At 63.3% G+C, this 21,439-nt stretch carries 20 protein-coding genes and 1 pseudogene; 10 read left to right on the top strand and 11 right to left on the bottom strand.

The window, feature by feature from the left end:
- The first annotated feature begins 118 nt into the window (after positions 1-118).
- The 8 genes from NKJ37_RS00380 (at position 119) to NKJ37_RS00345 (ending at position 7,414) form a co-directional block, all read left to right on the top strand.
- A complete protein-coding gene (locus NKJ37_RS00380; RefSeq protein WP_023808864.1) occupies positions 119-1,438 on the top strand; it encodes an ABC transporter substrate-binding protein in 1,320 nt (439 codons plus the stop codon).
- Between the two features lie 133 nt (positions 1,439-1,571).
- A complete protein-coding gene (locus NKJ37_RS00375; protein WP_023808865.1) occupies positions 1,572-2,468 on the top strand; it encodes a carbohydrate ABC transporter permease in 897 nt (298 codons plus the stop codon).
- Positions 2,468-3,334 carry a carbohydrate ABC transporter permease gene (locus NKJ37_RS00370; protein ID WP_023808866.1) on the top strand — a complete coding sequence of 289 codons (867 nt, stop codon included), beginning with the start codon at positions 2,468-2,470 and terminating at the stop codon, positions 3,332-3,334. The genes NKJ37_RS00375 and NKJ37_RS00370 overlap by 1 nt, the downstream gene beginning before the upstream one ends.
- Before the next feature lie 4 nt (positions 3,335-3,338).
- The gene (locus NKJ37_RS00365; protein ID WP_023808867.1) at positions 3,339-4,436 is read left to right on the top strand and encodes an ABC transporter ATP-binding protein; all 1,098 of its coding nucleotides are present in this window, start codon (positions 3,339-3,341) and stop codon (positions 4,434-4,436) included.
- Between the two features lie 5 nt (positions 4,437-4,441).
- Positions 4,442-5,554 (top strand): mandelate racemase/muconate lactonizing enzyme family protein, encoded by a 1,113-nt coding sequence (locus tag NKJ37_RS00360; RefSeq protein ID WP_023808868.1) that lies wholly within the window; start codon positions 4,442-4,444, stop codon positions 5,552-5,554.
- A 9-nt stretch (positions 5,555-5,563) separates the two neighbouring features.
- A complete protein-coding gene (locus NKJ37_RS00355) occupies positions 5,564-5,893 on the top strand; it encodes an L-rhamnose mutarotase (protein ID WP_023808869.1) in 330 nt (109 codons plus the stop codon).
- Positions 5,886-6,962, top strand: coding sequence for a Gfo/Idh/MocA family protein (locus tag NKJ37_RS00350; RefSeq protein WP_023808870.1), 1,077 nt, complete (start codon positions 5,886-5,888; stop codon positions 6,960-6,962). The genes NKJ37_RS00355 and NKJ37_RS00350 overlap by 8 nt, the downstream gene beginning before the upstream one ends.
- Positions 6,962-7,414, top strand: coding sequence for a MaoC/PaaZ C-terminal domain-containing protein (locus NKJ37_RS00345; RefSeq protein ID WP_128302349.1), 453 nt, complete (start codon positions 6,962-6,964; stop codon positions 7,412-7,414). Before NKJ37_RS00350 ends, NKJ37_RS00345 begins: the two co-directional genes overlap by 1 nt.
- 29 nt (positions 7,415-7,443) lie before the next feature.
- Here the strand turns inward: NKJ37_RS00345 and NKJ37_RS00340 are convergent, their stop codons facing one another.
- The 5 genes and pseudogenes from NKJ37_RS00340 to NKJ37_RS00320 all read right to left on the bottom strand — a co-directional run bounded on the left by NKJ37_RS00340 (position 7,444) and on the right by NKJ37_RS00320 (position 12,541).
- On the bottom strand, positions 7,444-8,082 hold the full coding sequence (locus NKJ37_RS00340; RefSeq protein WP_502895155.1) for a GntR family transcriptional regulator: 639 nt from the start codon (positions 8,080-8,082) through the stop codon (positions 7,444-7,446).
- Between the two features lie 243 nt (positions 8,083-8,325).
- Positions 8,326-8,906, bottom strand: a pseudogene (locus NKJ37_RS00335) (hypothetical protein).
- Position 8,907: 1 nt separating this feature from the next.
- Positions 8,908-10,590: an SWIM zinc finger family protein gene (locus tag NKJ37_RS00330; protein ID WP_352772179.1), complete on the bottom strand. Its 1,683-nt coding sequence runs from the start codon at positions 10,588-10,590 to the stop codon at positions 8,908-8,910.
- Positions 10,587-10,991 (bottom strand): DUF3024 domain-containing protein, encoded by a 405-nt coding sequence (locus tag NKJ37_RS00325; RefSeq protein ID WP_245490483.1) that lies wholly within the window; start codon positions 10,989-10,991, stop codon positions 10,587-10,589. The genes NKJ37_RS00330 and NKJ37_RS00325 overlap by 4 nt, the downstream gene beginning before the upstream one ends.
- Positions 10,992-11,110: 119 nt before the next feature.
- Positions 11,111-12,541, bottom strand: a complete 1,431-nt coding sequence (locus NKJ37_RS00320; RefSeq protein ID WP_245486006.1) for a DHA2 family efflux MFS transporter permease subunit — start codon at positions 12,539-12,541, stop codon at positions 11,111-11,113.
- A 395-nt stretch (positions 12,542-12,936) separates the two neighbouring features.
- Between NKJ37_RS00320 and NKJ37_RS00315 the strand changes: the two genes are divergently transcribed.
- A complete protein-coding gene (locus NKJ37_RS00315) occupies positions 12,937-13,953 on the top strand; it encodes a Zn-dependent oxidoreductase (protein WP_352772176.1) in 1,017 nt (338 codons plus the stop codon).
- Between the two features lie 6 nt (positions 13,954-13,959).
- Here NKJ37_RS00315 and NKJ37_RS00310 read toward each other — a convergent pair whose 3' ends face one another.
- The 6 genes from NKJ37_RS00310 to NKJ37_RS00285 all read right to left on the bottom strand — a co-directional run bounded on the left by NKJ37_RS00310 (position 13,960) and on the right by NKJ37_RS00285 (position 20,453).
- Entirely contained in the window at positions 13,960-14,664 is a 705-nt protein-coding gene (locus NKJ37_RS00310; RefSeq protein WP_023808878.1) for a cyclase family protein, read from the bottom strand.
- Positions 14,661-15,599 carry an ABC transporter permease gene (locus NKJ37_RS00305; protein WP_352772173.1) on the bottom strand — a complete coding sequence of 313 codons (939 nt, stop codon included), beginning with the start codon at positions 15,597-15,599 and terminating at the stop codon, positions 14,661-14,663. The genes NKJ37_RS00310 and NKJ37_RS00305 overlap by 4 nt, the downstream gene beginning before the upstream one ends.
- On the bottom strand, positions 15,596-16,501 hold the full coding sequence (locus tag NKJ37_RS00300; RefSeq protein WP_352440117.1) for an ABC transporter permease: 906 nt from the start codon (positions 16,499-16,501) through the stop codon (positions 15,596-15,598). The genes NKJ37_RS00305 and NKJ37_RS00300 overlap by 4 nt, the downstream gene beginning before the upstream one ends.
- Before the next feature lie 61 nt (positions 16,502-16,562).
- Entirely contained in the window at positions 16,563-18,053 is a 1,491-nt protein-coding gene (locus NKJ37_RS00295) for a sugar ABC transporter ATP-binding protein (RefSeq protein WP_352772170.1), read from the bottom strand.
- Positions 18,054-18,066: 13 nt separating this feature from the next.
- Entirely contained in the window at positions 18,067-19,143 is a 1,077-nt protein-coding gene (locus NKJ37_RS00290) for an ABC transporter substrate-binding protein (protein ID WP_352772168.1), read from the bottom strand.
- Positions 19,144-19,205: 62 nt separating this feature from the next.
- Positions 19,206-20,453: an enolase C-terminal domain-like protein gene (locus tag NKJ37_RS00285; protein ID WP_352772165.1), complete on the bottom strand. Its 1,248-nt coding sequence runs from the start codon at positions 20,451-20,453 to the stop codon at positions 19,206-19,208.
- A 149-nt stretch (positions 20,454-20,602) separates the two neighbouring features.
- Here NKJ37_RS00285 and NKJ37_RS00280 point away from each other — a divergent pair, with 149 nt between their 5' ends.
- On the top strand, positions 20,603-21,364 hold the full coding sequence (locus NKJ37_RS00280) for a GntR family transcriptional regulator (RefSeq protein WP_128302340.1): 762 nt from the start codon (positions 20,603-20,605) through the stop codon (positions 21,362-21,364).
- Positions 21,365-21,439: the final 75 nt, after the last annotated feature.

The following is a 21,439-nucleotide window of genomic DNA, read 5'->3' as shown; positions in this document are numbered from 1 at the left end:
GCGGAAACAAATTTCGCCTTGACGTGTCTATGAATGTTTTGTTTGTATATGAATGTAGCACTTCTTGTCATCAGACGAGTTGCGGTCGCCGCGGAGGCGGCACCAAGGGAGGATACCGATGAACAGACTGCTGTCCGGCGTGTGCGCCGGTGCATTGTTGCTCGCGTCAGGTGCGGGCGCTGCCCTTGCCGGCGACCTGCCCGGCAAGTTCGAAGGCGTGACCGTCGACGTGAAGCTGATCGGCGGCCAGCAATATGAAAAGCTCTACGAGCGCATTCCCGAATGGGAGAAGGCGACCGGCGCCAAGGTCAACATCCTGACCAAGAAGAACGGCTTCGACATCGACAAGGAGCTCAAGTCCGACATCGCCTCGGGCAGCACCAACTGGTGCGTCGGCTGGAACCATTCGTCCTTTGCGCCGCAATATACGGGCCTTTACACCGACCTCAGCAAATTGCTGCCCAAGGAAGAGATCGACGCTTTCGTGCCGTCGACGATCACGTCCGCAACCATCGACGGCAAGCTGGAGATGCTGCCGCGTGCGCAGTTCGACGTTTCGGCGCTCTACTACCAGAAGAGCCTGTACGAGAACGCCGACAACAAGACCAAGTTCAAGGCGAAGTACGGCTATGATTTGGTGCCGCCGGACACCTGGAAGGAAGTGACCGACCAGGCCCAGTTCTTCGCCAACCCACCCAATTTCTACGGCACGCAGTTCGCCGGCAAGGAAGAGGCGATCAACGGCCGCTTCTACGAGATGGTTGTCGCTGAAGGCGGCGAGTATCTCGACAAGGACGGCAAGCTGGTCTTCAATTCCGAGGCCGGCATCCGGGCGCTCGACTGGTTCGTCAACCTCTACAAGGCCAAGGCCGTACCGGCCGGAACCACCAACTATCTCTGGGACGATCTCGGCCAGGGCTTTGCGTCCGGCACCGTCGCCATCAACCTGGACTGGCCGGGCTGGGCTGGCTTCTTCAACGATCCGAAGTCGTCGAAGGTCGCCGGCAATGTCGGCGTGAAAGTCGCGCCGAAGGGCTCGTCCGGCAAACGCACCGGCTGGTCGGGTTTCCATGGCTTCTCGGTGACCGAGAATTGCCCCAACAAGGAGGCCGCGGCTTCCCTGGTGTGGTGGCTGACCAACGAAGACAGCCAGAAGCTCGAGGCCGCCGCAGGCCCGCTGCCGACCCGCACCGCGGTGTGGGACTGGGATTTGAAGCAGGCCGAAAACGATCCTTACAAGAAGGAGGTTCTTACCGCCTTCCAGGAAGAGGCCAAGCACGCGTTTGCCGTGCCGCAGACGCCTGAATGGATCGAGATCTCGAACGCCGTCTATCCCGAATTGCAGGCGGCGATCCTCGGTGACAAGACCTCCAAGCAGGCACTGGACGATGCGGCCGCCAAGGCGACGCAAATCCTCCAGGACGCCGGCAAGCTCTAGAAACGGGCTCCCAAGGCTGCCTCCCCCATCGGAAATGGGGGAGGCGATCGTGTTTCGCGGCCAGCGATTTACGCTAACCCATCGCCCCCGGCCCACTCACGGCCGTCCAAATGCAAACACCTCAAGGATTCTGATGAAGGGCTTCAAGCCATCCGCGCCATTCCTGCTGCTGCTTCCGGCCATGATCGTGCTGGCGGCGGTTGTCGTTGTGCCGTTGCTGTTGTCCCTTTACTCCAGCTTCACGCCGTTCCGCCTGACGCGGCCCGAAACGTTCTACGTCTTCATCGGCATCCGGAACTATCTTTCGATCCTGTCCAACACTGATTTCTGGTGGGCGTTCGGTCGCACGGTGCTGCTGCTGACCATCGCGCTCAATCTCGAAATGCTGCTTGGCCTTGGGCTTGCCATGCTGGTCGAGAAAGCGACACGCGGCCAGCGCATCCTGCGCACGCTGATGATGTTTCCGATGATGTTTTCGCCGATCCTGGTCGGCTTTCAGTTCAAGTTTATGTTCAACGACAATATCGGCCTGGTGAACAATGCGCTGCAGTCGCTCGGCATCACGCAAGACGCCATACCGTGGCTGATCGAGGGCCATCTCGCCTTCATCGCCATCTCGATCGCCGAGATCTGGTCGTCGACGGCGATCTTCGCCATCCTGATCCTCGCCGGCCTGCTCGCCATGCCCAAGGAGCCGATCGAGGCGGCGCGGGTCGACGGCTGCACGCCGTGGCAGACATTCCGCTATGTGACGTGGCCGTTCGTCATGCCTTTCGCGTACATCGCCATGACCATTCGCTCGCTCGACGTCGCGCGCGCCTATGACATCGTCAAGATCATGACCGATGGCGGACCGGCGGGCCGCACCGAACTGCTATGGACCCTGGTGGCCCGCACCGCCTACAGCGACGGGCGCATGGGCATGGCCAACGCCATGGCCTATTTCTCGATCCTGCTGTCGATCGCCTTCACTGTCTACTTCTTCAACAAGCTCGCCGCGGCGCGCACGCAGATCGGTGCGGAGTGGTGATGGACGAGAATTCTTCCGCCCGCCTGAAGCGCCGGCTGCTGGGCGTCGTCTATCGCATCGGCCTGTTCCTGGCGATGCTGACCATCTGCCTGCCGGGCCTGTGGATCGTCATCTCGTCGCTGCGGCCGGCGGTCGAGATCATGGCCAAGCCACCGGTGTGGATCCCTCAGGAGATCTCGTTCGACGCTTATGTCGCCATGTTCTCAGGCATCGGCAAGGGCGGCATCCCTGTCATCGAATATTTCCGCAACTCGCTGATCATCTCGGTGACCTCGACAGTCATTGCGGTGGCCATCGGCATGGCCGGCGGCTATGCCTTCGCGCGCTACCGCTTCCGCGGCAAATCCAGCGTCTTCCTCAGCCTGATGCTGACGCGCACCGTGCCGGGCATTGCGCTCTCGCTACCGCTGTTCTTCCTCTATGTGCGGCTTGGCATCATCGACACGCATTTCGGGCTGATCCTTGCCTATGTCGCGCTCAACGTGCCGTTCACCATCTGGCTGATCGACGGCTTCTTCCGCCAGGTGCCCAAGGACCTCGCGGAGGCGGCGCAGATCGATGGCTGCACGCGCTGGCAGGCGTTCTGGCAGGTCGAGTTCCCGCTTGCCGGACCGGGCATCGCTTCGGCCGCCATCTTCGCCTTCCTGACCTGCTGGAACGAGTTCGCGCTGGCCTCGCAGCTGACCCGCTCGGTGAGCGCCAAGACGCTGCCGGTCGGCCTGCTCGATTACACGGCCGAGTTCACCATCGATTGGCGTGGCATGTGCGCGCTGGCCGTGGTGATGATCATTCCGGCGCTCACCCTCACCTACGTCGTCCAGAAACACCTTGTCGGCGGCCTGACCTCCGGCGCGGTGAAAGGCTGATACCATGGCAACCGTTACCCTCACCAAGCTGACCAAGCGCTACGGCAACATCGGGATCGTGCACGGCATCGATCTCGACATCGCCGACCGCGAATTCATCGCGCTGGTCGGCCCGTCCGGCTGCGGCAAGTCGACGACGCTGCGCATGATCGCCGGGCTGGAAGAGATCAGTGCCGGCTCGATCGAGATCGGCGGGCGCGTCGTCAACGACCTGCCGCCGCGCTCGCGCAACATCTCGATGGTGTTCCAGTCCTATGCGCTCTATCCGCACATGACGGTGCGCGAGAATCTCGGCTTCTCGCTGAAGATCGCCGGTGCCGCCAAGGAAGACATGGACCGCCGTGTCGCCGAGGCCTCGGCCATTCTTGGCCTCGACACACTGCTGGACCGACGCCCCTCGCAACTCTCCGGCGGTCAGCGCCAGCGCGTCGCCATGGGCCGCGCCATCGTGCGCGATCCTGACGTCTTCCTGTTCGACGAGCCGCTTTCCAATCTCGACGCCAAATTACGCACGCAGATGCGCACCGAGATCAAGAAGCTTCATGCCAAGGTGCAATCGACGGTGATCTACGTCACCCATGATCAGGTCGAGGCGATGACGCTTGCCGACCGCATCGTCATCATGCGCGACGGCCATATCGAACAAGTCGGCACGCCCGACGAGGTGTTCCGGCAGCCGGCGACGCGCTTCGTCGCAGGCTTCATCGGCTCGCCGCCGATGAACCTGCATGAAGCCACGATCGATGATGGCCAGATGGTTTTCGCCAGCGGCGAAAAGCTGCCGCTGCCCGCCCAGTTCAAGACCAACGTCGCCACCGGCGACAAGGTCGTGTTCGGGCTGCGGCCGGACGACATCTATCCGACCGGCCATGGCATCAGCTCCGGTGGTGCGGCCGATGTCCACCAGATCGAACTGCCGATCACGGTCACCGAACCGCTCGGCAACGAGACACTGGTGTTCGTCGAATTCAACGGTACGGACTGGGTGTCGCGCATGCTGAACCCGAGGCCACTGCGGCCGGGCGAGCGGGTCGCCATGAGCCTCGACATGTCGCAGGCGCACCTGTTTGCCACCGAGACCGGAAAGACATTGCGGAGCTGATCGGCATGGCCAAAATTGAGAAAGTCGACCTTCGGATGGTGGACCTTGTGCCCAAGGTCAAGCGCACCGACGCCATCCAGAGCTTCGTCAGCCAGGAAACGCCTATCGTCACCATCACCGATTCCGACGGTGCGGTCGGCACCGGCTACAGCTACACGATCGGCACCGGCGGCTCGTCGGTGATGCGGCTTTTGTCCGACCATCTGGTGCCGCGCCTGATCGGCCGCGACCCCGACATGATCGAGGCAATCTGGCACGATCTCGAATTCGCCACGCATGCCACGACCATCGGCGCCATCACCGCCATCGCCATCGCGGCCATCGATACAGCACTGTGGGACCTACGGGCAAAGAAGCAGAACCTGCCTTTGTGGAAGCTGGCCGGCGGCGCCAAGGACCGCTGCCCGCTGTACACGACCGAAGGCGGCTGGCTGCACATCGAGACGCAGGCGCTGGTCGACGATGCGCTGGCCGCCAAGGCCAAGGGCTTTCGCGGCTCGAAGGTGAAGATCGGCAGGCCGCACGGCTCGGAAGATCTGGCGCGCCTGTCGGCGGTGCGCAAGGCGGTCGGCGACGGCTACGAGATCATGACCGACGCCAATCAGGGCTTTTCGGTCGACGAGGCGATCCGGCGCGCGGCAAGATTACGCGACCTCGACCTCGCCTGGATCGAGGAGCCACTGCCGGCCGACGACATTGACGGGCATGTGCGGTTGTCGAACTCGACGCCGACGCCGATTGCCATCGGCGAGTCGCTCTACTCCATTCGCCATTTTCGCGAGTACATGCAGAAAGGCGCCTGCTCGATCGTGCAGGTCGATGTCGGCCGCATCGGCGGCATCACGCCCTGGCTCAAGATCGCGCACGCGGCGGAGGCCTTCGACATTCCGGTCTGCCCGCATTTCCTGATGGAGCTGCATGTCAGCCTGACCTGCGCTGTTCAGAACGGCCGATATGTCGAGTACATTCCGCAACTCGACCAGTTGACCGGCAAGCGCCTCCGCATCGAGGATGGCCAGGCGCTGGCGCCCGACGAACCCGGCATCGGCATCGATTGGGACTGGGACGCGGTCAAGGCCATGAGCATCGCCGAATTCACCACGGCGATCACGAAATAGGAGAATGATATGCAGCGGATGGGAATGGTTCTGGGGCTGAAGCCGGAAAAGGTCGAGGAGTATGTCCGCCTCCATGCCGCCGTCTGGCCCGACGTGCTGGCCATGATCTCCGCCTGCAACATCAAGAACTACTCGATCTACCTGAAGCGGCCGGAGAACGTGCTGTTCAGCACCTTCGAATACCACGGCAGCGACTACGAGGCCGACATGGCGAAGATGGCGGCCGATCCGAAGACGCAGGAATGGTGGGCGGTCTGCATGCCGTGCCAGGAGCCGCTGGCGACGCGCAAAGAGGGCGAGTGGTGGGCCGAGATGGATGAGGTCTTCCATCATGACTGAAGGCGGTTTCGACCCTGCCTTGCTCGTTCAATCCTGGCCAAAACCCTCCAAGCCCCGGCAGATCGTCACCTTCGGCGCCGGATCGATCGTCGGCGACGCGCATTTCCCGGCCTACCGGAAGGCCGGCTTTCCGGTTGCCGGGCTTTATGATCCTGATCATACCAGGGCCGAAAAGCTGGCCAGCCAATGGGGCGTGACGGCCTTTGGGTCGGTCGAAGAAGCTGCTGCCGTCGAGGGCGCGATCTTCGACCTTGCCACCCCGCCGTCGCGTCATGCCGATGTGCTGAAGTCCTTGCCTGATGGCGCGGTGGCGCTGATCCAGAAGCCGATGGGCAGCAATCTTGCCGAGGCGACCGCGATCCTCGAGATCTGCCGCGCCCGGAAGCTGCACGCAGCGGTGAACTTCCAATTGCGCTTCGCGCCGATGATGCTGGCGCTCAAAGATGCCGTCGGCAAGGGCTGGCTCGGCGAGATCGTCGACTTCGATGCCTGGCTGGCGCTGGCGACACCGTGGCAGCTTTGGGAATTCCTGCTCAAGGCGCCGCGCGTCGAGATCGCCATGCATTCGATCCACTATCTCGACCTGATCAGGCAATTGCTCGGCGACCCCAAGGGCGTGCACGCTAAGACGCTCGGCCATCCCAATCATGCCGTGGCGCAGACGCGCACCAGCGCCATTCTCGACTATGGCAACACCATGCGCTGCGCGCTGTCGATCAACCACGACCACAAGTTCGGCCGCCGGCACCAAGCCTGCGAGTTCCGCATCTGCGGCACCGAGGGAGCAGCCTATCTCAAGTTGGGTCTCAACCTCGATTATCCCACAGGTGAGCCGGATGTGCTGGAAATCTATCCGAAAGGCGGGACGGACTGGATCGCAGTGCCCTTGGCCGGCGAGTGGTTTCCCGACGCCTTCGTCGGCCGCATGGCCAATGTCCAGCGTTTTGCCACCGGAGAAGATGCTACGCTGATCAGCCCGGTCGAGGACGCGTGGAGCACGATGGCGCTGGTCGAGGCGGCGTATCAGTCGAGTGCGGCACCGGCGACGCCGATTGCGGAAAGACCCTGATGGAACGGATTCAGTATTTCGAAGACTATGAGATTGGCGCGTCGCGCCTGACCAGCGGCCGCACCATCACCGAGACCGACTTCATCGTCCATGCCGGCCACACCGGCGATTTCTTCCCGCACCACATGGACGCCGAGTTCATGAAGACGACGCCATTCGGCCAGCGCATCGCGCACGGCACGCTGGTGTTCTCGGTCGGCATCGGGCTGACGGCAACCGTCATCAATCCTGTTGCCTTTTCCTATGGCTATGACCGGCTGCGCTTCATCAAGCCGGTGTTCATCGGCGACACGATCCGGACGCGCACGACAATTACGGCCAGGGAAGACGACCCGAAGAGGCCGGGGGCGGGACGGGTGATCGAACGCTGCGAGGTGATCAACCAGCGCGGCGAAGTGGTGCTGGCGGCCGACCACATCTACATCGTCGAACGCAGGCCGGCGCAGGGCTGAAGCCCATCGCATGCCCATGAGCCACGCCGTCAGGATTCTCGCGACAGGCCATCTTCCCTGATCGCGCGGACCAGCGTCTCGCTTCCTTCGCGAAGATGCTGCCTCAGAATGCTTATGGCCCTGTCGCCGTCGCGCCGCCGGCAGGCGGCCAGCAGCTCGCGATGCTCCGTCTGCGAGCGGCTGCGATAGTCCAGGTTCGACAGCAGGATGCGGACGTAGCGATCGGCGGCATTGTGGTGCGCCTCGATCAGGCCGAGCAATCGATGGTTGCCACAGGCATCGTAGAGAGCCAGATGAAAGGCACGGTTCAGCGCACCCCATCGGCCGACATTGCGCTCCGCGTCGATCTGGTCGAGCACCTGTTCGGCCTCGTCGAACTTCGCGCCGGAGAGGCTGGGTACCGAAAGCCGGAGCGCCTCGCTTTCGAGCAGCTCGCGTAGCGCGTAGATTTCACTGATCTCGGCGCCGTCCATCCGGGCGACCTGCGCGCCTTTTGTGGGATGAATGGAAACAATACCTTCGGCTTCCAATTGGCGAAGGGCGTCACGAATTGGCATGCGGCTGAAGCCAAACTGCTCGGCCAATTCATCCTGGCGCAGCGGCGTGCCCGCCCTGATGGTTCCACTGGCAATCGCTTCGCGCAGGACATTGGCGACCTGTTCGGCCACGGTCCGCGGCCCCTGCATCACGCTTTCCGCAAATCCTCGCAATCGATGCTCCCCGTTTTCACACAGCATCGAGCCTAATTGAAAAACCCATGCGGATATAGGTATGCCCGTATACACACTGCCCGCGCCAAGCAGACTTCCTCCGCAAGACGCCACCCGCCTCCGCAAGGCAACGTCCCGATTCGCGCATATGAGACGATCGTCTGAAGCACTGAAGGCGCGGCTCGCCCAGCCCTGCGGCTTTCAGCCAGTCTGCGGCAGGTCAAGCGCGGAGCGCATCCGCCCGACACCACGCTTGTAGAGCATCGCGCCTTGAGCTGGGGCGAGCAGATCAGCATGCGGCGTGAAGTCGGCAACGCACTTGTTGAAGGCGATCTCGCCACACCCGGGAACCAGGCAGTCGAGCTTTCCCTTCGGACACTGACTGAACTTGCAGAGCCGGCCCAGATATCTGTCGCTGCCGGGTTCGATCAGAAAAACGTCTAGCTGGTGATCGGCAACGCTGATCCCTGTTCCCTTCTCAAACGCCTCACGCAGGGCAAGAGCGGCGGCGCGACGCAGTTCGCCTAGACGAGCCTGCGAGTCAAGCCAAAGCGCTAGGTCGAGATCGCTACATTCATGCCAGACCTCGATCCGACGCGCCGGAATTCGCTGAAGCGCGGCACCTCTTTCCAAAGCGGCTTCGCGACAGAGCCGATAACGGCCACCGCCCCCACCTCTCGAAAACGCGTCCAAGCATCGGTGACGACATCCGCCGCCGCGCGGAACTGCTGCTGGCGTTCCAGCATGTAGCGATTTTGCTCGTCAATCGCCGCGCGCCGCATGTCAGGCCAACAGTTTCATGAAATTGCGCTTGCGGCCGAAGCGGTCTTTCACATCCGCCAGATACGCGGCATGTTCGGACGCGCCGCGCAGGCCGGCCATACGGCCGATCAGGGTTGACGCTTCTGCATAGGCGCCGTTACCGCCAAACTGGGCCAGTTGGTTTACGCGTTCCGCATAGATCTTCAGTGCCTCGCGCGGATGCGTGGCTTCACTGACCTGCGCGAGCTTTTCCTTCAGTCCTTCGGAAGCGCCATGTGCGCGCGTGTTCGCCCACGCCAGATCAAACTGCTTCTCCTCAATCAAGATGCTGATGAGCAGATCGGCCGGATAATGCCAGGCGGACGGCTTCTCGCGCGCTAGCCTGGACTGGAGGCGCTCGATTACTCGATCGCGCGTCGCCGTGCCCGTCTTGCACAGCCGTTGATACAGTCCGAAGCTCGGTGCCTTCTCGAATGCGCGCCACAGATGCGCTTCGGCGTCCGCATCGCGACCGGCCGTGGTCAGCAGGTCGACTACAAAGGAAATGAGCCGCTCGTCGGGTCGATCATCCTCGAACACCCACAGGCCGTCCTCGGCCCTGCGCAAAGCCTCTTCGGCGCGACCGTGCGAGAGGCAGAATTTGGCGACTTGCAGATAGGCTTGCTGTGAGGACAGATGCTTGGCGCGAAGGGCGATGCGTGCCTCGAGGTCGCCATCGCGGTCAGCAAAGAAGTCGAGGATTTCCTGCAGCCTGAAATGGTCGCCGGACAGTCCGTGACCTATCCGATTCTTGCCGGCGGTTGCGGGCAGTTCATTCCAGGCTTCGTTGGCCAGGCGACGGTATTCGGCCAATCCTTCCTCGCCGAGGATATCGCCATAGCGCTCAGCCGCGCCACCGAAGGTGTCGTAGCCACCATTCATCTCGCGCGCGAACAGGTCACGCGCCAGGGACAAGGGTTCGCAAGGCGCCTCCGAGACAGCGTTGCAGTGAATTTCGCATGCCCGGTCGAGAAGTGGGGCGCAATGGCCATCGGAATCGTCCACGACCTCGATGGCAGCCTCGATCCGATCGATGGCTCGCATAGCGGGCCGTATAACGATGCCCGCATGCTTGCTCGAGACCGAGGCGATCACATCGAGCGCCTCGTCCACACCTTGGGCCCAGTCGGGCGCCTCGCGGTAATCTATGAAGCCATTCGTGGCGGTTGCGCCGTCGATCATCTTGCCGAGACGCGCCTCGATGGCCGCCTCGTCGCCGTCTTGCGTAGTCAGCGTGGCCATTTCCAGCCTACGCAACAGGATAGGATCGCGCTCGACGACATCCATGATCATATCGACAAGCGCCGCCTTGTTCTTGCCTTCCAGATGTTCGCGTATACGCGTGAACACATCGATGCTTTGCGCTTCCGTGTCGCTGCCCATCGCGTTTGCCGCCAGCGCCGTCGCCACCAAATGCTTGCAATAGCCCCAGTCGCCGAAGGCGCGGCAGGAACACGAACCGTCGACCGACTCGCCACGCCCCGTCAGTTCAACACGGTAGTCCTCCGTGCCGGCAACCTGCGCCAGCACGCGCTTGGGCCCAACGGTCAGCAGTTGCACCAGCCCGTCACGCCAGTAGGCCTCGCCGCGCGAGTACACCTTGGTGCCGACAAGATCGCGCAGGGCATCGACATCGAAACGGGGTCGGCTGTTCTTGCGGTTCATAGTGGCGGCTGGAGCCTCGAGTCAGCCGAGATGAGACGCAGGGCTTCGTCCAACGTAACGGTCGCATGCAGCCGCCCCCATGCTCCGGTGTGCCTGTGCCACATGAGGTCGAACCGGGTCTCGGCGAGATGCTCCTCCACATGATCGAGCCGGGCGAAGGGAGCGTTGAATTCTTCACCGTCATCCGAACGGTAGCGCGCTGAGAAACCGTATTTGCTTCCTCGCCACTTGCCGAAAATGTCTAGCGGATGGTCGAGCCGATTCGGCTGGCCGTGGATGAACCGAGGCTTCAGAACCTCGGCGATGAAACGCTCGCAAGTGGCAGCCATGGCCAGCTTCTCGTCAGCCGAAGGCTTCTTAACCCACACCATCGCGTTTTCCCGTTTCGCCAGCGCGATCATTTCCCACTATCCGCCGCCAAGAGCGCTGTGGGGCTGCCCTCAGCCATACGGTATCGCCGTTCATGATAATCGACCGACCCGGCGAGGCAATCCTTTTTGAACGCAGAATGCATCTGGCATCATTTGCGAGAATTACCCGATCGAACATGACCGCTGACCTGCACGCCGTCCTCGGCACGCAGGTACAGGAAGCCGGGGACGGACAGCAACGGGATGACCGCGGTCAGCAGGAACACCTGGTGGAAGCGTTCCGCTGTCACGATGTGGGTTTCTCCTGCGACAAGGCCCAGCACCATGGCGGCGATCGAAACGCCCAGGGAAACGCTGAGTTGCTGCAGGACGCCGCCGAGACTGGTGGCGCGGCTGAGCTTGTCGGCCGGCAGGTCGGCGTAGGAAAGCGTGTTGGAGGTCATGAACTGCGCCGACCGGATGACCCCGAAGACAAAGGCGTAAAGGCCGATCATCCAGTGCGGCGTATCGGCTTCGATCAAGGCGAAGCCCCCGACAGCGGCGGAACCAACCACCGCGCTGCCGATCAGCACGACATTGAAACCGAAGCGCCGCAACAGCGGCGACAGCAGCGGCCGAATGAGCAAGGCGCCGAAGCTGCCGACGAATGTCAGCGAGCCGGAGGTGACCGGGCTCATGCCAAAGCCGACCTGCAGCATCAGCGGCAACAGGAAAGGCACGCCATTGAGGCCAACGCGGCACAGGCCGCCTGCGAGCGTACCGACCCAGAACGAGCGAAATCGAAACAGTGTCAGATCGACTGCCGGTGCAACGACGCGGCGCGCATAGCGCCCGAAGGCGAGCAGCAGCAGGATCGCCGCGGCCAACACCAACGCTGTCGCCGAAACGGAGATGATTGGCCTACCGATGCTTTCCAGTCCGAACTGCAGCAGCGCGACTCCGCATCCGACCATCAGGAACCCGGCAAAGTCGAAGCGTTGCACCGCTTCCTCGCGGAAATCGTCGACGAAGCGCAGCGCCGCCAGAATGCCGAGGCAACCGAATGGCACGTTGACATAGAATATCCAGCGCCATGAGGCATAAGTGGTCAACAGGCCGCCGAGCAGCGGCCCGATCACAGGCCCCATGATGGCGGGCAAGGTCGTGTAGGTCATGGCGGTGATCAGCCCGCTGCGTGGGAAGCTGCGCAGCAGGATCAGCCGCCCGACCGGCGTCATCATGGCGCCGCCCAGCCCCTGCAGGGCGCGCATCGCCAGCAGCATGCCGAAACTGTTGGCCATGCCGCACAGCGCCGAGCCGAGGGTGAAGGTGAAAAGCGCCAGCGCGAACACTTTTCGCGCACCGAACCTGTCGGCGAACCAGCCGCTGACGGGAATGAATACGGCCAGCGTCAGAATGTAGGTGGTGATCGCCAGGTTCAGCCTGACGGGCGTCGTGTCGAGACTGCGTGCGATGGCGGGGATCGCGGTGGTGATGATGGTGGAATCGAGCTGCTCCATCAGAAAGGCGATGGCGACGATGATTGGGATGATCAATCTCAGCCTCGGGTCGCGCTCGGTGGCAAATTGAGGCTGTTCCAATTCTATTGCCAATTCCGTCATGCAAGCGGCTGCTCTATTCCAGGTGGCGCGTCCGCGTTCAAAGGCAAGGTCGCCTTCCGTGCGGCAAGCCAGCCGAGGCCCGATCACACGGCCTGTCTTATGGTCCGACAAGCAGGCAAGCGGTAGTCATTTCCTCTTTGATGGAAGTCAACAAATTTTGACTGCCGACCCCTTCGAGAGGAGATCGGCAGGACAGCGCATTGGGAGTCCGAACTGCCGTCGCCAGGCACATTTGCGTTTCAGCGGACGCCCGTCCCGATTTCGTGAAGGAACGTGTCAGGTAGGAGGCCGTCTTACCGCCGCCATGAGCGCTTGCGTCTTGACGGCACAGCGAGATTGAGCCACTTGTCGACTAGTATACAACTGGTGAGGCCATGCTTGAAGTTCTCGTTCGCGCACCGCAGTCGCTGGAAGTCCGGCAGGGCGCCATGCCAGAGCCCGGCACTGGCGAAGTCGTCGTTCATGTCAGCCGTGCCGGCATCTGCGGCTCCGACATTCACATATTGCACGGCTCCAATCCGTTCGCCGTCTATCCGCGCATCATCGGCCATGAATTCGCCGGCACCGTAACAGCGCTCGGACGCAATGTGACCGGCATAGCGGTGGGAGACCGCGTGGTGGTCGATCCCGTGGTGTCGTGCGGCCACTGCTATCCCTGCCGGGTCGGCCGCTCCAATGTCTGCGCCAACCTCGAAGTGATGGGCGTTCACCGCGACGGCGGTTTTCGCGCCTTCGTGGCGGTGCCGGCGGCAAATGTCATACCGGTTCCAAGGGATATGCCGTTTGGGCTGGCGGCACTGGCCGAGCCGTTTTCCATCGCCGCCAATGTGCTTGATCGTACCGGTTGCGGACCCGAGGACACGGTGCTGATCTATGGCGCCGGCACGGTCGGCGTCACTGTCCTGCAGGTCGCCAAGCTCAAGGGCGCACGCTGCATCGTTGCCGATATCGACGAAGCCCGCCTAGAGCGAGCGCTCCGCTTCGGCGCCGACAGGGTGATTCACTCCGTGCGCGATCCCGTGCCGGCCGCGGTGCGCGGTGAAAATGACGGTCTTGGCCCGACGCTGGTCATTGACGGCGCCGGCATTCCCGCACTTCTTGACGAGGCTTGCCGGCTGGCCAGCCCGGCGGGCCGCATCGGCCTGCTCGGCTTTTCGGACGCCCCATCCAACCTCAGCCAGCAGGAAGTGGTGCGCAAGGAACTGACCATCGTCGGCTCGCGCCTGAACCGCCGGCTGTTGCCGCGCGTCGTCGAATGGCTGGCCGACAAGCGGCTCGATCCGCAAGGCATGATCACACAGGTCTTCGCGGCGACGGAGGCGCGCGCCGCCTTCGACCTGATCGAGAAGGAACCTCAGCGCACGCTCAAGGTCCAGCTGGATTTCTCTTGAGCCGGTTTAGCCCTCGACCAGCGCGATGGCGCGCAGCGGTGATCCGGTGCCGCCTTCGATCGCCAGCGGCAAGCTGATCAGGAAGCACCGAGGCGGCAAGTCACCAAGCCGTGCGAAATTCTCGCCGATCAGGATGCCGGCTGAAAGCAACGTATTGTGCGCCGGGAAATCCTCGCTGCCGAAACAATCGATCGACAGGCAGTCCGAACCGACGATGCGCGCACCGCGCTCGACCAGCAATTCGCTTGCTTGCCGCGACAGGCCGGGCCAGTCGGCGAGAAACGCGGCCGGATCGTCCCAGAACCGGTCCCAGCCGAAACGGAAGAACACGGCGTCGCCCTGCCGTACGCAGCCCTGTTCGGCCTCGAAAGCGAAGATAGAATCCGGCTCGACCGCCTGCCGGGGCGCGCAGTCCCGCGCATCGATCGTCACCATGCGGCCGAAGAAACGCTCGACCGGAATGTCCGAGATGGCAGCACCGCCGCGGATGAAATGGACCGGCGCGTCGAAATGCGTGCCGGTGTGCTCGCTCATAGCCAACGCATGGTTGCAGGCGACGTCGCCGCGGTCATAGGATTCCACCATCTCCTGGCAGTAATGCGGGTGCGTCGGCCACACCGGCATGCCGGGCTTCATCGGATGCGTCAGGTCGACGAAGGAAACTGCCTTTGTTTCGAACAGCCCGGCGAGCGTATCGGTGGCGGGTGTCATCTGACGCGAGGCCTCGGCACGAGAGCGACGATCAGGATGATCAGCACGCCGGTCAAAAGGAAGCGCACGCCTGCCTGGATGCCAAAGGTGTTGAGCATGGTGGACATCAGGTTGAAGAACAGCGCAGCCCCCCATATGCCTACCGCGTTGGCCTGTCCACCGGCGACGCTGGTGCCGCCAAGCACCACCACGGCGATCGATTCCATCAGATAGGCGTCACCCATGTTGAGTGCTGCCCCGCCGCTGAAGCCGGCAAGCAGGAAGCCGGCGAGCGCTGCCGCCGTGCCGCACAGCATATAGGCAATCAACCGCACCCGGGCGACGTTGATGCCGGCGAGCCGCGCCGCCGGTTCGCTCTGGCCGGTGGCCAGCAATTGCCGGCCCCAGACCGTGCGTTTGAGGACGACCATGGCGACCAGCGTCAGCACCATCACCGCGATCGGCATGAATTGGACGCCGCCAAGGTTCATCAAGGTAAACCGGGAAAGGCCGGCCGGCGGCTTCAGTGTCGCCTGGCCGCCGAGATTAAAGGCAAGCGACTGGAAGACGAAGCTCCAGGCGAGCGTTGCGATGATCGGCGGCAGCCTGAGCGCGACGATGGCAAGGAAGTTAGCGGCACCCGCGACGGCGCCGACGGCAAGTGCTGCAAGCAGGCCAGGCAGCAGCATGCCGTCGGACCCTTGCATGACCGTTATCGATACATAGGCGGCCAGCGTCAGCACGGATGGCACGGACAGGTCGATATTGCCCGGCCCGGAGGCGACGACGAACATCTGCCCGGTTCCCACCACAACGCTGAAGGCACCGAAGGCGAGCGCCCCCGAGAGCGTGGCGCCGGCGCTGCCGATACCGGAATAGGCTGATGTCACCACCCACATTGCGAGCGCCACGATTAAGCCGTAGGTCCACGGCGCGAGGCTCAATCTTCGGGTCATCGCGCCCGCTCCGACAAAAGCACGCGCCCGGCCAGCACGAGAAACAGGATAACGCCCTGGGCACCGATCTGCCATGTCGGCGGCACCTGCAGGAAAGACAAAAGCGAGCCCGCGAGCGACAGCGTCAGAGCGCCGACCACCGTGCCGACCGGCGAGACGACGCCACCGGTGAAAGCGCCACCGCCGAGGATCACCGCGCCGACGCCGAGCAGCGTATAGGCCGGCGCGACATTGGCGTCGCCCGATGTGGTGAGGCCGGTCAGCGTCAGCCCGGCCAGACAGGCGAGCAGGCCGGCGGCGGCATAGACAGCGACGCGGATGCCGACAACGGACCAGCCGGCGCGCTGGACGGCGCGCGGATTGCCGCCTGCGCCGCGCAACACCACGCCATAGGAGGAGCGTGAGATGACGAGATGGCCGGCAAGCGCCGCCAGTGCCGCCAGCCAGATCGACAGCGGCATCAAAGGCGGCTGCCAGCTCATGAAGGCGGCGAGCCATGCGGGTGCCGAGCCACCCGGTGCCGGCAGTAGGATGACGGCGATGCCGAGCCAGATGAAGGACATGCCCAGCGTCACGATGATCGAGGGCAATTGCCGTGCATGAATAAGCAGGCCGAAGCCGGCATAGGCGGCGATCAGGACCAGGTAGCACAGCGCCGCAATTGCCGGCGCATCCCCGAGATAGAGCGCCGTGATGCAGGTGATCAGCCCGACAAAGGCGCCGTTTGACAGGTCGATGTCGCCCAGCATGATCACCATCATCTGCGCCAGCGCGGCAAAGACCAGCGGCACCGAGAGCTTGAACAGCAGATGGAAGCCGAAATAGCTCATCGCCGCCGGGCGGATGCTGAAGATGATGGCCAGCATGACCAGCAGCGCGATAGCCGGCAGGCCGACCTGCATAGCATTGAGCAAGGCCGAGCGCGGATTGGAAGGAGAACGGGCCGGAACTCGGGCAGGCGCGTCAGACATGGTCGCCTCCGAACGACGCCTGCAGGATACGGCCGGTCTCGATGGCCTCGCCTTCCAGCCTGCTCACGGCGCGGCCCTCGCGGAAGACATAGATGCGCTCGCAATTGGTCAGCTCTTCGAGCTCGGTCGTGTACCAGACGAAGGCGCGTCCGTTCTCGGCCTCGGCGCGGATCAGCCGGTAGACCTCCTGCTTGGTGCCGACATCGACGCCGCGCATCGGGTCGTCGAGGAAGATCACCTCGGCATCCGACGCCAGCGCGCGGGCGAACAGCACCTTCTGCTGGTTGCCGCCGGACAGCGACAAGATCGGCGTGTCGATCGAAGGCGCCTTGACGTTGAGCCTGTCCGACCAGGTCTCGGCCAGCTTGCGGGCGGCGGCGCCTGAAATCATGCCGCCCCGCGTCAGTGCATTCAGGCTGCGGATGGTCAGATTGTCGGCGATAGACCACAGCGAAAACACGCCTTCCGAGCCGCGGTCGCCGGCGACATAGGCACCCGGCAAGGCCTCGCGTTGCCGGCGCGCGGCATAAAACATCGCGCGCAGCCGCTCGCGCTGGCCGTGGCCGTCGAGCCCGGCGAAGCCGATGACCTCACCCTTGCCGACGTCGATGGTCAGATCTGTGGTGTCGCGACCCGCATGCCGGATAACCGGAGCTTGCACCGAGGCCACCTTGCCGGCCGTGCGCTCACGCGGCCGTTCGATGCTTCCCATCAACTCGACCAGCGCGGCGCGTGACAGGCCGGCGGTCGGCCGCTCGGCGACGACCTTGCCGTCGACCATGACGACGGTGCGGTCGCAGACGGCGAGGATCTCGTTGAGGCGATGGGTGATCAGGATGCAGGCGATGCCACGCCCTGCGGCACGAGGAATGTGGGCGAGCAGTTGTTCCGTCGCCTCATGGCCGAGCGCCGAGGTCGGCTCATCGAGAATGACGGCGCGCAATTTGATGCTGGTCTGCGTGAAGGCGCGGGCGATCTCGACCATCTGTCGCTCGCCGATCGGCAGGTCGGCGACCTTCCTGTCGAGATCGATGCCGTGGCCAGGGAAGATCTCGTCCAGCACCGGACCGATCACCTGGCGCGCGCGCCGGCGCCAGCCCAACCCACGCAAAGACCTGTGCACGATCCGGGCATTTTCCGCCGACGTCAAATTGGCGCAGAGCGACAGTTCCTGGAAGATACAGCGCAGACCGGCCTGCTGGGCACTGGCCGCACTCCAGGCACCGATCTCACGTCCGCCGAGGCGAAAGCTGCCACTGCTGCGCTCGACCGTGCCGGCAAGCACGTTCATCAGCGTCGACTTGCCGGCGCCATTGTGACCGACGAGGCCGACGACCTCGCCGGGTTTGAGATGAAAATCCACGCCGCCCAGGGCATGCACGGCATCATAGTGCTTGCGGACATCGCGCACCTCGATGAGGAGGCCGCCGGCATTGACCGTCTCTGCTGCGTCCCTTTTGGGCGACGTGGGATCGTTCATCATTCGGCCATGCTGCTCATTTCGGCGCGGGAACGCCCGGCAGAGGCTCCTTCTTTACGTTGGCGTCGATGATCTTGGCCACCAGCTCCTGCGGGTATTCGGCATTGACCACGCCGCCTGCGGGAACCGTCTTCAGCCAGGCGTCGAGGTCAGGCTGATTGATCTGCAGGAGCGGCACCTCGACGAATTTCGGCACCTGCTTGCCGGCCAGGATCTGCTGCGCGACCCAGAACGCGACCTGCGAGACGCTGGGCGTGGCGCCCAGCGAGAAGGTTTCGTAGCCGCCGGCATCATGCTCCTGCTTCCACAGCGCCAATTCGTCCTGGCGGTTGCCCATGATGATGATCGGCAGCGGCCGGCTGGCGGCCTTGAATGCCTGCGCCGCGCCATAGCCGTCGCCGCCCTGCGTCAGCACCGCATCGACCTGAGGCAACGACGGCAGGATGCCCGACACTTCCTTTTGTGCCACGGTGGCCGTCCACTGACCATAGACCTCGCCGACAGCCTTGTAGCTGGCGTGCGCCTTCATCGCCTTCTCGACGCCCTCATGCAGGCGCTTGTCGAAACCGTCGCCGGCCATACCGCGGATCTCGAGGATGTTGGCCGGCTTGTCGCCGAGCTTGCTGGAGATGAAATCCAGTTCGGCCTTGGCATAGGAATCGAGGTTGTAGTCGACGACATAGGCGCAAGGCTCGGTGACGCCGCTGGCGAAGGCGACGACCGTGATACCGGCATTGCAGGCATCCTTGATGGCGCCATTGAGTGCGGTGTCGGAGCCGGCAAGGACGATGATCGCATCGTAGCCCTGCAGGATCAGGTTCTCGATCTGGCTCGCCTGTTCGGTCACCGAATTGTTCGAGCTGACGACGGCTGTTGCGGCGATCTGCTTGTCGGCCACGGCCTTGGCGCCCATTTCCTCGAAGCTCTTGATCATCACCTGGCGGAAGGAATTGCCGGCGTAGGAATTGCTGAAGGCGATCTTCTTGGCCGAAGTGTCGCCCTTGGCGACGCCTTCATCGGCGCGCGCGTCCAGCGCTGCAAAGCTGGTGCAGCCGAGCATGGCTGCAATGAATAAGGCTGTGGTCTTGCTCATTGTTGTTCTCCTCCGGTTGAAAGTCATAGCGTCCTCCCGACGATCCTTTCGAACGGAAAATGTCAGCCCAGCCCGAGATCAGGCACGGCATCGTTCAAATGGTCGGCGAAATTAGTGTTGGGCAGCAGCGGATACCAGCCCGGACGGCCGGGATCGCGGTCGTAGGCATAGCCGCCCAGCGAGCGATAGAGTTCGGAATAGGTGGCGAGTTTGTCACGATCGAGTTCGACGCCGAGGCCCGGTGCCTCCGGCACCGCGATCGCACCATTCTCGTAGAGCATCTTGCCGCCGACGATGATGTCGTCGGCAAGGTGGTGATAATGCGCGTCGGCGGTGAAGACGAGGTTGGGCAGCACTGCGCCAAGATGCAGCATGGTGGCGAGCTGGATGCCGAGTTCGCCAGAGGAATGCACCGCAATACCGAGACCGAACGTGTCGCAGATCTGCGCCGCGCGCACGCAGGCGCGGATGCCGCCCCAGAAGGTGGTGTCGAGCAGGATCACGTCAACCGCAGGGTCGCGCACATTGGTGGCGAGCTGTTCGAAATCGATGACGATGGTGTTGGTGGCCAGCGGGATGGAGAGCTTCTCGCGCAAGCGGCGCATGCCGGCCAGGCCCCAGGTCGGGTCCTCGAAATAGTCGTTCCTGAGATCGGAGATGGCTTGGCCGAAACGCAGCGCCTCTTCGACCGACAGGGCTGCGTTCGGATCGTAGCGCAGCGTATCGGCAGGAAATTCGGCGGCGAGCGCCCTGAAACATTCCAACTCATAGTCGGGGTGAAACACGCCGGCCTTGAGCTTGTGGGCGTGAAAACCATGTTCGGCCTTGAGCGCGCGGGCATGCTCGAGCAATTGATCGATGGTGCGGACTTCGCCCTTGCCGCTGCGGCGGTCGGCATAACGGAAGAACAGATAGGAGGCGAAGCCGATCCGGTCGCGCACGCGCCCGCCAAGCAATTGGTAGACCGGCACGCCGAGCTTCTTGCCGATGATGTCGAGACAGGCGAATTCCAGCGCTGCGTGCAGCTGCGTGCGGTTGTTGTAGAGCGACGCCGTCGGATTGCAGATGGCGTAGCGCATCCGGTTGAGATCGAAAGGGTCATGGCCGACCAGGTAGGATTTCAGGCCGGCGAAAGCGAGTTCGGCGCCGGCGCCACCACCGCCCATCTCGCCGAGCCCAACAATGCCTTCGTCGGTCTCGACCTCGACCACGGTGCGGACAAAGCGTCCCCAATGCGTACCGTTGCTGTGCCGCAATGCTGCTTCCAGCGGAACGGTGATGGTGGTCGCCTTGATGTCCGTGATCTTCATGCCGGCTCCTCTCCCCTAGCCTGCTGGCGTCATACACACTACCATGGTAGTATGTCAATACAGCTTCAATCCTGCTTGCCGCTTGAGTTGGGACGTGCGCGGTGTCATGACCGGAGCAGTGCAGCGCCATTCACAGCAACGGATTCGTCATGGGGACCAAGCTTTCGGGGGCGACCAGATTTTCAGGCAGTGCTGCCAGGCTGAAAACCGCCGGTCAGCGCGAACCCTCGCGGGTGCTGGAGCCGGTCAACAATCGCATGCCGATCTCACCGCAGATCTACGAGCGCCTGCGCCGCGCCATCACGACGCTGGCGATGTTGCCGTCGGAAGCGCTCAGCGAACAGGACCTAGCCCAGCAGCTCGGTGTCAGCCGGACACCCGTGCGGGAGGCGCTGATCCGGCTTGCCGATGAAGGGCTGATCGACATCCTGCCGCAACGCGGCAGCTTCGTCGCGCCGATCCGGCTAAGTGACGTCGAGGAAGCGCAGTTCATTCGCGAGGCACTCGAGGTCTCCGTCGTGCAGAAGCTGGCCGGACACGGTTCGAGCGCCTTCATCGCGGCAGGCAGGGTGAATCTTGCCCAGCAGGCCAAGGCAGTGGCCGAGGGCGACCGCGAGCTGTTTCTTGAGCTCGACGAGGGTTTCCATCGTAGCCTTTGCGAAGAGGCCGGCCTGCCCAAGAGCTGGCGGGTGATCCAAGTGGTCAAGCTGCAGATGGACCGTGTGCGCTATCTGAGCCTGCCCGAGCCGGGTCACCTCGAAACGCTGCTCGCTCAGCATGTGGCGATCTTCGAGGCCGTGGAGACCGGCGAGGCAAAGCAGGCAGGCGCGCGTATGGCGGCGCATCTGCGCGAAGTGCTGCGCACGGTGCAACGGCTCAACGTGGCTCGCCCGGACCTGTTTGGCCAATGATCCGTTGACCGCTCATTGGGATGCCTGCGCGAAGGCCTGATCCGCGTATGCTACGGGCGCTTCGCTTGTCTGGCG

The organism is Mesorhizobium sp. M0140, from assembly GCF_040322475.1.
GTDB lineage: Bacteria > Pseudomonadota > Alphaproteobacteria > Rhizobiales > Rhizobiaceae > Mesorhizobium.
This window is presented reverse-complemented; position numbering and strand designations above follow the sequence as displayed.

What these genes read in the sequence shown, in the direction of transcription:
- NKJ37_RS00355 (WP_023808869.1), top strand. Translation starts at nt 5,564, where the DNA reads ATGCAGCGGATGGGAATGGTTCTGGGGCTGAAGCCGGAAAAGGTCGAG.
- NKJ37_RS00360 (WP_023808868.1), top strand. Translation starts at nt 4,442, where the DNA reads ATGGCCAAAATTGAGAAAGTCGACCTTCGGATGGTGGACCTTGTGCCC.
- NKJ37_RS00380 (WP_023808864.1), top strand. Translation starts at nt 119, where the DNA reads ATGAACAGACTGCTGTCCGGCGTGTGCGCCGGTGCATTGTTGCTCGCG.
- NKJ37_RS00370 (WP_023808866.1), top strand. Translation starts at nt 2,468, where the DNA reads ATGGACGAGAATTCTTCCGCCCGCCTGAAGCGCCGGCTGCTGGGCGTC.
- NKJ37_RS00285 (WP_352772165.1), bottom strand. Translation starts at nt 20,453, where the DNA reads ATGAAGATCACGGACATCAAGGCGACCACCATCACCGTTCCGCTGGAA.
- NKJ37_RS00365 (WP_023808867.1), top strand. Translation starts at nt 3,339, where the DNA reads ATGGCAACCGTTACCCTCACCAAGCTGACCAAGCGCTACGGCAACATC.
- NKJ37_RS00345 (WP_128302349.1), top strand. Translation starts at nt 6,962, where the DNA reads ATGGAACGGATTCAGTATTTCGAAGACTATGAGATTGGCGCGTCGCGC.
- NKJ37_RS00290 (WP_352772168.1), bottom strand. Translation starts at nt 19,143, where the DNA reads ATGAGCAAGACCACAGCCTTATTCATTGCAGCCATGCTCGGCTGCACC.
- NKJ37_RS00315 (WP_352772176.1), top strand. Translation starts at nt 12,937, where the DNA reads ATGCTTGAAGTTCTCGTTCGCGCACCGCAGTCGCTGGAAGTCCGGCAG.
- NKJ37_RS00295 (WP_352772170.1), bottom strand. Translation starts at nt 18,053, where the DNA reads ATGATGAACGATCCCACGTCGCCCAAAAGGGACGCAGCAGAGACGGTC.
- NKJ37_RS00330 (WP_352772179.1), bottom strand. Translation starts at nt 10,590, where the DNA reads ATGAACCGCAAGAACAGCCGACCCCGTTTCGATGTCGATGCCCTGCGC.
- NKJ37_RS00305 (WP_352772173.1), bottom strand. Translation starts at nt 15,599, where the DNA reads ATGACCCGAAGATTGAGCCTCGCGCCGTGGACCTACGGCTTAATCGTG.
- NKJ37_RS00310 (WP_023808878.1), bottom strand. Translation starts at nt 14,664, where the DNA reads ATGACACCCGCCACCGATACGCTCGCCGGGCTGTTCGAAACAAAGGCA.
- NKJ37_RS00325 (WP_245490483.1), bottom strand. Translation starts at nt 10,991, where the DNA reads ATGATCGCGCTGGCGAAACGGGAAAACGCGATGGTGTGGGTTAAGAAG.
- NKJ37_RS00350 (WP_023808870.1), top strand. Translation starts at nt 5,886, where the DNA reads ATGACTGAAGGCGGTTTCGACCCTGCCTTGCTCGTTCAATCCTGGCCA.
- NKJ37_RS00300 (WP_352440117.1), bottom strand. Translation starts at nt 16,501, where the DNA reads ATGCAGGTCGGCCTGCCGGCTATCGCGCTGCTGGTCATGCTGGCCATC.
- NKJ37_RS00280 (WP_128302340.1), top strand. Translation starts at nt 20,603, where the DNA reads ATGGGGACCAAGCTTTCGGGGGCGACCAGATTTTCAGGCAGTGCTGCC.
- NKJ37_RS00375 (WP_023808865.1), top strand. Translation starts at nt 1,572, where the DNA reads ATGAAGGGCTTCAAGCCATCCGCGCCATTCCTGCTGCTGCTTCCGGCC.